Below are 8954 nucleotides of genomic sequence, written 5' to 3' on the forward strand. Positions count from 1 at the left end.
TCAGAGAGTTGATTCGCTGGCAAGTGCTTACGATTCCGATGGATTCACTTTCCGCAAAAACGGCAGCAAAATGTGAATTCATGAGGTCCGAAAGGCAACGGTCTTCGAGTTGCGCTAAAGCAGCTGCCCGAGAAATTCCTGAACGGCATGGCCCGGCCGAAAATTGCCGATGCGCTTGATCTCCCACTGCAGCCGGATGCCCGATCTTTCGAGCACGCGCGCACGCACCGTCTCACCGAGATATTCAAGCTCGTAGCCTGTGGCGGTTCCGGTGTTGATCATGAAGTTGCAATGCATCGGCGACATCTGCGCCCCGCCGACCATCAGGCCGCGGCAGCCGGCCTTGTCGATTTCCTTCCAGGCCGAGGTGCCCTCGGGATTCTTGAAGGTCGAGCCGCCGGTCTTTTCGCGGATCGGCTGTACGGTCTCGCGATGGTTCTGGACAGCATCCATCGCAGCCTTGATCGCCGCCTTGTCCTCGGGAACGCCTTCGAACAGCGCCGATGTGAAAATCAGCCCGGACGGCGCCGCTGAATGGCGATAGGCATAGCCCATGTCGGCATTGCTCAGCGTATGCACATTGCCCTTGCGGTCGAGCGCCCGCACCTCGACGACACGCTCGCGCGTCTCGACGCCATTGGCGCCGGCGTTCATCCTCAGCGCTCCGCCTATGGCGCCGGGAATGCCGTGGTAGAAATGAAAGCCGCCGATGCCGGCCTCGTAGGCAACGGCCGCAACGCGCTTGTCGGGCGTCGCGGCGCCCGCCTTGATCGTGGTCGGCGCAATCACTTCGGTCTCGCCAAAGCCTTTGGCCGAAAGCCGGATGACGAAGCCCGGAATGCCGCCGTCACGGACAAGCAGGTTCGAGCCGACGCCGACGATGGTCAGCGGTATTTCCTCGGGCACCGCCTTCAGGAACGCGGCAAGATCGTCCTCGTCGGCCGGCTGGAACAATGCGTCCGCGAGCCCGCCGGCTCGGAACCAGGTGATCTTGTCCATCTCGGCATTGGGCGTGATGCGGCCGCGCAGTCCGGCAAGCCGGTCGCCAAGCTTCTCGATCAACGCCTGGCCGCGCATCATGAGATGGTCCCGCCGAGTTCCTTGGGCAGCGCATAGGCCCATTGGGTGATGTTGCCGGCGCCGAGGAAGACGACGAAATCGCCCGGCTTCGCCACCTCGCGCACGATCGGCGCAATCGCCGCCGGACCTTCGATGTAGCGTGCGTCGCGATGGCCGCCGGCGCGGATGCGCGACACCAGTGCGTCGGACGTTACCCCCTCGATCGGTTCCTCGCCGGCCGCATAGACGGGCGCCACCATTACCGTATCGGCGTCGTTGAAGCAGACGGAAAACTCGTCGAACAGATCGCGCAGCCGGGTGAAGCGGTGCGGTTGGGTAACGGCGATGATGCGGCCCTTGGTAGCGCTGCGCGCGGCCTTCAGTACCGCCGTGATCTCGACCGGATGATGGCCGTAATCGTCGAACACATCGACGCCGTTCCACGAACCGGTATGGGTGAAGCGCCGCTTGACGCCGGCGAAGGACGACAGGCCCTTCTTGATCGCCTCGGCCGAAAGGCCGAGCTCATGCGCGACGGCAATCGCCGCCGTCGCGTTGGAAACGTTGTGGCGTCCGGGCATCGGCAGCCGCAGGCCGGCAATCGTTATCTGACCGTGCGTCTTGCGGTCGCGGATCACCACGTCGAATTCCGAGGTCGGGCCGTCCATGCGGTGATTGGTGAAGCGCACGTCGGCCTGCGCATTTTCGCCATAGGTGATGACGCGCCGGTCCTCGATGCGGCCGACCAGCGCCTGTACCTCGGGATGGTCGGTGCACATCACGCCGAAGCCGTAGAACGGCACGTTCTCGACGAACTGGCGAAACGCCTCGCGCACTTTGTCGAAGGACCCGTAATGATCGAGATGCTCGGGGTCGATATTGGTGACGACGGCAATCTCGGCCGGCAGCCTGAGGAAGGTGCCGTCGCTCTCGTCGGCCTCGACCACCATCCATTCGCCGTCGCCCATGCGGGCATTGGTGCCATAGGCATTGATGATGCCGCCATTGATCACCGTCGGGTCGAGCCCGCCGGCTTCGAGTAGCGTCGCCACCATCGAAGTCGTCGTCGTCTTGCCATGCGTGCCGCCGATCGCCACCGCTTGCCGGAAACGCATCAGCTCGGCCAGCATCTCGGCCCGCCGCACGATCGGCAGCAACTTCTCACGCGCCGCCTTCAGTTCCGGATTGGATTTCTTGATTGCGGTGGAGACGACGACCACCTCGGCCTCGCGGAGGTTTTCGGCCTGGTGGCCGACGAAGCATTCGATGCCCTTGTCGCGCAGCCGCTGCACATTGGCGCTGTCGGCCTGGTCGGACCCTTGCACCTTGTAGCCGAGATTGTGCAGCACCTCGGCGATGCCGCTCATGCCGATGCCGCCAATGCCGATGAAATGCACGAGGCCGATCGTCTGTGGCATCTTCATGCGTGCGTCTCCTTCCTGAATCCCGAAACGGTTTTCCTGGACGCAATAGCCTCTGTCAGATCGGCGAGCAACCGCGCGGCATCCGGTTTTCCGGACGATTTCGCCGCCGCGGCCATTGTCGCCGCCCTGCCTGGATCATTCATCAGCCCGCCGACAAGCGCGGCGATCCGTTCCGCCGAAAGCGTGGATTGCGGATGCACCTCGGCACCGCCCGCTGCCGCAAGGGCCGCCGCATTCGCCGCCTGGTCGTGGTCGAGCGCGTGCGGATAAGGCACCAGCAACGCCGGCCGGCCGATCACCGCGATTTCCGATACGGTCGATGCGCCGGAGCGCGACATCACCAGATGCGCCGTCGCCAGCCGCGCCGCCATGTCGGTGAAGAAGGGCGACACCTCGGCCTCAATGCCAAGCGCGGCATAGGCGGCTTTCACCCGCGCTCCATCGTCGGCGCGCGCCTGCTGCGTGATCGCCAGACGCCTGCGCTGTGTATCTGAGAGTTGAGCGATCGCCGCCGGCACCGCGTCGGAAAAGAACTGCGCGCCTTGGCTGCCGCCAAACACCAGAAACCGGAACGGCTCTTCGCCGCCCGATGCGGCGTAAGGCGTCTTGGCTGCTTCCAGTACTTGCGGCCTGACCGGATTGCCGGTGGTCACCGTCTTGGCGCCAGCGGCACTTGTGTCTTCCGGCAGGAACCCACCGGCAATGGCGTCGACGCGGTCGGCGAGCGCCCGGTTGGCGCGGCCCATCACCGCGTTCTGCTCGTGGATCAGCGTCGGCACCTTGCGCCGGGTGGCGGCATAGAGCGGCGGCAGTGTCGGATAGCCGCCGAAGCCGACCACGATGGCGGGCTTGATGCTGGCGATGACGGCCGATGCCTGCCGCACCCCGCGCCAGATTTTCCAAAACGCGGCGAGCACGGCAAAAGGATTTTTCGACCCCATCGTCGCCGACTGGATCGGATGGATGGCGGCTGCCGGGAACTGCCCGGCAAAGCGCTCGGCGCGGTCGTCCGTCGCCAGATGCACCGTCCAGCCGCGCCTGGTCAGTTCGTGCGCCAACGCCTCGGCCGGGAACAGATGTCCGCCCGTGCCGCCAGCCGCCAGAAGGATGACCCCCTTCGCCATCTCACTCCGCCGGCATCGCACGCGGCGACGGCATGAAGCCCAGCTGCTTGCGCTTTTCCGGGCGCTTGCGCGTCAGCGCCAGCACCATGCCCATCGAGATGGCGATCGCGATCTGCGAGGAGCCGCCGTAGGAGATGAACGGCAGCGTCATGCCCTTGGCGGGCATCAGCTGCAGATTGACGGCCATGTTGATGACTGACTGCAGGCCGAAGACCGTGACCAGGCCGCCAACCGCGTAGCGCGTGAAATCGTCCTGCTCCTTAAGCGCCGTGTTGAGGCCGCGCAGCACGATGAAGCCGAAGATGGACATGATGAAGAAACACATGATCAGCCCGAATTCCTCGCCGGCGACCGAGAAGACGAAGTCGGCATGGCTGTCGGGTATGACCCGCTTGACGGTGCCCTCGCCCGGCCCGACGCCGAACCAGCCGCCATTGATCAGCGCCTCGCGGCCCATGTCGACCTGGAACGTGTCGCCCTCGCCGGTCATAAAGCGGTCGATGCGGCCGGCAACGTGCGGGAACACCGCATAGGCGGCGAACACGCCGCCGACCCCGGCAGCACCCAGCGCGACGATCCACAGCCACGGCAACCCGGCCATGAAGAACATCACCCCCCAGGTGCCGAGCACCAGCATGGTCTGGCCGAGGTCAGGCTGCGCCACCAGCAGCGAGATGACCAGCGCAAGCAGCAACATAGCGAACAGATTGCCCGGAATGTCGGGCTGGCGCTTGTGCTCGGCGAACAGCCAGGCGCAGATGATGACGAAGGCCGGTTTCAGGAACTCGGACGGCTGGATCGACAGGCCGGCAAGCGACACCCAGCGCCGCGCGCCCTTCACCTCGACGCCGATATAGAGCACCGCCACCATCAAAAACAGCATGATGCACAGCATGACCAGCGCCATGCGCCTGATCTGCCTGGATTCAAGAAACGAGACGGCCAGCATCACCCCAAGCGCGGGAATGGTGAAGATGATCTGTCGTGTGGCGAAGTGGAAACTGTCGAGGCCGATGCGTTCGGCCACCGCCGGGCTTGCGGCGAAGGACAAAACGATGCCGAGCCCCATCAGCGACAGGAACGCCGCCAGGAACCAGCGATCGATCGTCCACCACCAGGTCGCAACCGGGCTTTTGTCGAGACGGCTTTGCATTATCGTGTCCCTCCGATGGGCTTCACGCCATCAATGGCGGTTGCGGCTTGCCTGAACGCCTCGCCGCGCACTTCGAAATTCTTGAACTGGTCGAAACTGGCGCAGGCCGGCGACAGCAGCACCACCGCCTCGCCGCTGTCATCCTTCGCTGCATCGCGGGCGGCGTGCTCGACCGCAGCGGCCAGCGTGCCTGAGATCTCGTAGGGCACCGCCTCGCCCAGCGTCGCGGAAAAGGCCGGTGCGGCTTCGCCGATCAGATAGGCCTTGGCGACGCGCGGGAAGAAGCCGCGCAAAGGCTCGATGCCGCCCTCTTTCGGCAGGCCGCCGGCGATCCAGTAGATACGCGCAAAGCTCGACAGCGCCGGTGCCGCCGCGTCGGCATTGGTCGCCTTGGAATCGTTGACGAACAGCACATGGCCCTTGCGTCCGACCTGCTCCATGCGGTGCGCCAATCCGGGAAAGCTCTCTAGTCCCGACTGGATCTCGCCGAGATCGAGCCCGACCTTGAGGCAGGCGGCGACGGCGGCCAGCGCATTCTGCGCATTGTGCTGGCCGCGCAGCGAACCGATGCCTTCGAGAAAGGCGATACGGCTGTAGCGGCCATGCACCGCCTCCATCAGATTGGTGCCGTCGGCGAAATAGCCGTCGGTCAGCGGCAGGCGCTTGGAAATGCGAATGACCTGCCGGCCCGCCCGCTCCAGCCGGTCGGCGATCTGGGCGCACCAGGAATCGTCGACGCCGATGATTGCCGTCTCGCTGCCGGCCACCAGCCGCTCCTTGATCGAGGCGTAGTGTTGCATCGTGCCGTGGCGGTCGAGATGGTCCGGCGTCAGATTGAGCAGGACGCCGGCCGTCGGATTGATCGAGGGGGCAAGATCGATCTGGTAGGACGAGCACTCAACCACATAGTGCCGCTCGGGCTGCGGCGGATCAAGCGTCATCACCGCGCGGCCGATATTGCCGCCCATCTGCGTGTCGCGCCCGGCCGATTTGAGGATGTGCGCCGTCAGTGCCGTGGTCGTCGACTTGCCGTTGGTGCCGGTGATCGCAATAAAAGGTGCTGCCGGCGCCCGCGCCGTCCGCTCGCGGCAGAAAAGCTCGACATCGCCGATGATCTCCACGCCTGAACCTCGCGCCAGCTCCACCGTCCAGTGCGGCTTCGGGTGCGTCAGCGGCACGCCGGGCGACAATACGAAGGCTGAGAACCTCGCCCAGTTGGCGCCGCGCAGGTCTGCGGTCGCAATACCGATCGCGCCGGCCTTGGCGACGCTGTCGGGATTGTCGTCCCAGGCAAGGACGTCAGCGCCGCCCTCGATCAGCGCGCGCGCCGTGGCAATCCCCGAGCCGCCGAGCCCGAAGAGCGAAACGCGCTTGCCTGAAAAGCATGCGGCGGGGATCAAGCGGCCTCCTATCTGAGCTTCAGGGTCGACAGGCCGACCAGCGCCAGGATGACGGCGATGATCCAGAAGCGGATCACCACCTGGCTTTCGGTCCAGCCGAGCTTTTCGAAATGATGGTGGATCGGCGCCATCAGGAAAACGCGCTTGCCGGTCATTTTGAAGTAGCCGACCTGGATGATGACCGAGAATATCTCGACGACGAACAGGCCGCCGACGATGACCAACACAATCTCGTGCTTGGTCGCCACCGCGACCGTGCCGATCAGCCCACCCAGCGCCAGCGAGCCGGTGTCGCCCATGAAGATTGCCGCCGGCGGCGCATTGAACCACAGGAAGCCGAGCCCGGCGCCGATCACCGCGCCGAGGACCACCGCAAGCTCACCGGTACCGGGTACGAAATGGATCTGCAGATATTCAGCGAATACCGCGTTGCCGGAAAGATAGGCAATGACGCCGAAGGACGCCGCCGCGATCATGATCGGCACGATCGCCAGTCCATCGAGGCCGTCGGTCAGGTTCACCGCATTGCCGGCGCCGACGATGACGAAGCACGAGAACGGGATGAAGAACCAGCCGAGATTGACGAGAAGCTCCTTGGCGAAAGGAAACGTCAGCGATGACGAGAACGGCGCCTGGCCGTTATGCATGATCACCCAGGCGGCGATGCCGGCAATGACGAATTCGAGCCCCAGCCGCGCTTTTCCGGAAAAGCCGAGATGCGATTGTTTCGTCACCTTTAGGTAGTCGTCATAAAAGCCGATCGAGCCGAACCCCAGCGTCACCAGCAGCACCACCCACACGTAGATGCTGGACAGGTTCGCCCACAGCAGCGACGAGCCGACGATGCCGGACAGGATCATCAGCCCGCCCATGGTCGGCGTTCCAGCCTTCTTGAAATGCGTCTGCGGCCCGTCGGCGCGGATCGGCTGGCCCTTGCCTTGCCGCAGCCTCAGCGAATTGATGATGGTCGGTCCGAAGATGAACACGATCAGTGCCGCTGTGATCAGCGCTCCGCCGGTGCGGAAAGTTATGTAGCGGAAGACGTTGAAGACCGAGATCTTGTCCGCAAAATCGACGAGCAGTGTTAACATGCGCTTGCGTCCCCCGGACCGATCCTAGGTCTGTCTGCTGGTTGTGGCTTCCGCCGGAAACTTGCCGAGCAATGCCTCGACCAGCTTTGAAAAGCCTATGCCTTTCGACGATTTGATCATGACCACGTCGCCGGGCTTCAATTCCGATAGAAGCACCGGCTTCAGATCTTCCGCGCCGGCGCGGTACTCCGTCTTGATCTCGCCGGGCAGCACGTCGGCCAGCGCCCGCATTTCCGGGCCGCCGAGAAAGACCGTGCGCGTGTCGGTGCCGACGATCAGGTCGGCAAGGGCGGCATGCAATTTCGCCGAATGGCTGCCGAGCTCGAGCATATCGCCAAGCACGGCAATTCGCCTGCCCTCGCCCGACACCGGTGTCGTGTTGAGCAGTGCCATTGCAGCGCTCATCGAGGCCGGATTGGCGTTGTAGCTCTCGTCGATCAGCGTGATCGGGCCCTTGGGATGGCGCAACACATAGCGCTTGCCGCGTCCGCGTTCGGGCGAAAGATCGGCCAGCGCCTGAGCAACCCTGGTGACGTCGGCGCCGACCAGATGCGCTGCACCCAGCACCGCCAGCACATTCTGCACCATGTGGCGGCCCGGCGCGCCGATCCTGGCGACGATCTCGTGCCCGCCAATCTTGGCGGTGATGACGGAGTGATCGGCATTGAGCTCGCATTTGATCAGTTTGAAGGTCGCCCGGGCATTCTCGCCGAACCCGTAAACATGCTCGACGCCGGCCTCTTTCGCCATCTTCTCCAGCAGCTTCCAACGCGGGTCGTCGCGGTTGAGAAGGGCGGCGCCACCGGGCTCCAGCCCTTCGAAAACCTCCGCCTTGGCCTTGGCGATCTCGTCCAGATTGCGGAAGAAGCCGAGATGAGCGGCCGCGATCAGCGTGACGATGGCGACATGCGGCCGGACCATCTTGACCAGCGGCCGGATCTCGTCCGGATGGTTCATGCCGATCTCGAAGACGGCATAGTCGCAATCCTGCGGCATGCGCGCCAGCGTCAGCGGCACGCCCCAATGGTTGTTGAACGACTGGGCCGATGCATGCACAGTGCCGACCGCGGACAGAGCGTGGCGCAGCGCTTCCTTGGTGGTGGTCTTGCCCGCCGAGCCGGTCACGGCAATGACCCTGGCCTTTGAGCGAGCGCGCGCCGCGACACCGAGCTTTTCCAGCGCGACAAGCACGTCCTCCACGACGATCATCGGTGCCGTCAGCCGCCCCAGCGACGGCAGCTTGCCCTCGGCGACGACAAGCACGCCGGCGCCCGCCTTAATGGCGGCGGTGACGAAATCGTGGCCGTCCATCGCCTCGCCCTTGATGGCGAAGAAGGCGTCTCCTGGCTGCAGGCTGCGGCTGTCGATGGAAATGCCGGCGATGCCTTCAGGCATCGGACCGAGCGGCCGGCCATCTATGGCCGCAACCAGCGCCTCGGAGGTCCACAGATAGTTCACGCCGCATGCTCCCTGAGCGCCGAGCGAACTTCCTCGTGATCGGAAAAATGCAGCGTCTCGGTGCCGATGGTCTGGCCTTCCTCATGGCCCTTGCCGGCCACGATCAGCGTGTCGCCGGCATGCAGCATGGCGACCGCCTCGTGAATGGCCTTGGGGGGGGGGGCGCGGCGGCGCCCGCCCGCCCCGGGCGGGGGGGGTGGGGGGGGGGGGGGGGGGGGGGGGTGGGGGGGGGGGGGGGGGGGGGG

General features: G+C 64.9%; 7 protein-coding genes and 1 pseudogene. All 8 read right to left on the reverse strand.

Going from position 1 to position 8954, the window contains the following annotated elements:
- Nucleotides 1-114: 114 nt before the first annotated feature.
- A complete protein-coding gene (gene murB / locus NKJ08_RS25135) occupies nt 115-1080 on the reverse strand; it encodes a UDP-N-acetylmuramate dehydrogenase (RefSeq protein WP_352783875.1) in 966 nt (321 codons plus the stop codon).
- Nucleotides 1077-2483 (reverse strand): UDP-N-acetylmuramate--L-alanine ligase, encoded by a 1407-nt coding sequence (gene murC / locus NKJ08_RS25140; protein WP_352524277.1) that lies wholly within the window; start codon nt 2481-2483, stop codon nt 1077-1079. The genes murB and murC overlap by 4 nt, the downstream gene beginning before the upstream one ends.
- The gene (gene murG / locus NKJ08_RS25145) at nt 2480-3607 is read right to left on the reverse strand and encodes an undecaprenyldiphospho-muramoylpentapeptide beta-N-acetylglucosaminyltransferase (RefSeq protein WP_352783879.1); all 1128 of its coding nucleotides are present in this window, start codon (nt 3605-3607) and stop codon (nt 2480-2482) included. Before murG ends, murC begins: the two co-directional genes overlap by 4 nt.
- 1 nt (nt 3608) lies before the next feature.
- Nucleotides 3609-4760 carry a putative lipid II flippase FtsW gene (gene ftsW / locus NKJ08_RS25150; RefSeq protein ID WP_023676765.1) on the reverse strand — a complete coding sequence of 384 codons (1152 nt, stop codon included), beginning with the start codon at nt 4758-4760 and terminating at the stop codon, nt 3609-3611.
- Entirely contained in the window at nt 4760-6160 is a 1401-nt protein-coding gene (murD, locus tag NKJ08_RS25155; protein WP_352524274.1) for a UDP-N-acetylmuramoyl-L-alanine--D-glutamate ligase, read from the reverse strand. Before murD ends, ftsW begins: the two co-directional genes overlap by 1 nt.
- A gap of 8 nt (nt 6161-6168) precedes the next feature.
- A complete protein-coding gene (gene mraY, locus NKJ08_RS25160; RefSeq protein ID WP_352524273.1) occupies nt 6169-7251 on the reverse strand; it encodes a phospho-N-acetylmuramoyl-pentapeptide-transferase in 1083 nt (360 codons plus the stop codon).
- A 24-nt stretch (nt 7252-7275) separates the two neighbouring features.
- A complete protein-coding gene (locus NKJ08_RS25165; protein WP_352524271.1) occupies nt 7276-8709 on the reverse strand; it encodes a UDP-N-acetylmuramoylalanyl-D-glutamyl-2,6-diaminopimelate--D-alanyl-D-alanine ligase in 1434 nt (477 codons plus the stop codon).
- Nucleotides 8706-8954, reverse strand: a pseudogene (locus tag NKJ08_RS25170) (hypothetical protein); the annotation flags it as partial. The gene NKJ08_RS25165 and the pseudogene NKJ08_RS25170, both read right to left, overlap by 4 nt.

The sequence above is a fragment of the Mesorhizobium sp. M0244 genome, from assembly GCF_040321795.1.
In the GTDB taxonomy this organism is placed as follows: domain Bacteria; phylum Pseudomonadota; class Alphaproteobacteria; order Rhizobiales; family Rhizobiaceae; genus Mesorhizobium.

Coding starts and splice junctions, on each gene's coding strand:
- murB (WP_352783875.1), bottom strand. CDS start 1,080: ATGATGCGCGGCCAGGCGTTGATCGAGAAGCTTGGCGACCGGCTTGCC.
- murC (WP_352524277.1), bottom strand. CDS start 2,483: ATGAAGATGCCACAGACGATCGGCCTCGTGCATTTCATCGGCATTGGC.
- murG (WP_352783879.1), bottom strand. CDS start 3,607: ATGGCGAAGGGGGTCATCCTTCTGGCGGCTGGCGGCACGGGCGGACAT.
- ftsW (WP_023676765.1), bottom strand. CDS start 4,760: ATGCAAAGCCGTCTCGACAAAAGCCCGGTTGCGACCTGGTGGTGGACG.
- mraY (WP_352524273.1), bottom strand. CDS start 7,251: ATGTTAACACTGCTCGTCGATTTTGCGGACAAGATCTCGGTCTTCAAC.